Raw genomic sequence first — 1,266 nt, 5'->3', positions numbered from 1 at the left:
GTGAACACTTGTTCGGGGACATGGTAGACACTTACAACTAAGGCATAAGAACCCGTTTATGGAGTCGCTTATGTCCTGGGATGCGAGAGATACCATGTCATTACGTAAAGAGTTTGTTCTGTTCGCCTCGCAAGACGGGGCGAACATCCGCGCACTCTGCCGTCACTACGGCATTTCTTCCGCCACTGCCTACAAGTGGCTTCGCCGCTGGGCTGAAGAGGGAGAATCCGGTCTTGAGGACCGCCCCTGCATACCCCATCACTCTCCCAACCGCTCGTCTGACGACATCACTGACCTGCTTCGTATGGCGCATGAACTTCATCAGCACTGGGGCGCGCGCAAGATAAAGCGCTGGCTCGAAGACCGCGGACACCGCATGCCCGCCTTCAGCACCGTCCACAGCCTGATGGCCCGCCACGACCTGCTGCCGGGCTCAGCTCCGGGTGTCCCGGCCACGGGCCGGTTTGAACATGCGGCCCCGAACCAGCTCTGGCAGATGGATTTCAAGGGGCATTTTCCCTTTGGCGGCGGCCGCTGCCACCCGCTTACCCTCCTTGACGATCACTCCCGCTTCTCGCTTTGCCTCGTACACTGCGCTGATGAGCGGCGTGAGACGGTGCAGAAGCAGCTGGTCAGAGTCTTTGAACGTTACGGCCTGCCGGACCGGATGACGATGGATAACGGTTCACCGTGGGGCGACACTACCGGGACCTGGACGGCCGTCGAGCTGTGGCTTATGCGACAGGGTATCCGGGTGGGGCACTCCCGGCCTTATCATCCGCAGACGCAGGGCAAGCTGGAGCGCTTTCACCGCAGCCTGAAGGCTGAAGTGCTGCAGGGGAAGTGGTTCGCGGACGACGGTGAGCTGCAGCGCGCCTTCGATCACTGGCGGACGGTTTATAACCTTGAACGCCCGCATGAGGCGCTGGATATGGCGGTGCCGGCGTCGCGCTATCAGCCATCGGCTCGGCAGTACAGCGCCAGCGTAACGTCAGCGGAATACGACGAGGGCGTGATGGTCAGGAAGGTAGATATCAGTGGGAAGCTGACTATAAAAGGCCTGAGTCTGAAGGCAGGCAAGGCGTTCAGGGGAGAGCACGTTGGCCTGAAGGAGATGCAGGAAGACGGGTGCTACGAGGTATGGTGGTACAGCACAAAAGTGGGGGTGATCGACCTGAAGAAAAAGTCGATCACCATGGGTAAAGGATGTTAAAAAGTGTTCACCATGTCCCCGAACACCTGTCTACCATGTCCCCGGACTGTACA

General features: G+C 59.3%; 1 protein-coding gene. It reads left to right on the top strand.

Annotated elements, in window-relative coordinates; genetic code table 11:
- Positions 1 to 70: 70 nt before the first annotated feature.
- On the top strand, positions 71 to 1,213 hold the full coding sequence (locus ACVLVH_RS24160) for an IS481 family transposase (protein ID WP_462061836.1): 1,143 nt from the start codon (positions 71 to 73) through the stop codon (positions 1,211 to 1,213).
- Positions 1,214 to 1,266 lie beyond the last annotated feature (53 nt).

Source organism: Kluyvera sp. 1366 (assembly GCF_054823405.1).
Note: the sequence above shows the minus strand (reverse complement) of the source record. Positions and strands in the feature narration are given on the sequence as shown.

Bases quoted from the DNA above. Each gene is read 5' to 3' on its own strand.
- ACVLVH_RS24160 (WP_462061836.1), top strand. From the start codon at position 71: ATGTCCTGGGATGCGAGAGATACCATGTCATTACGTAAAGAGTTTGTT.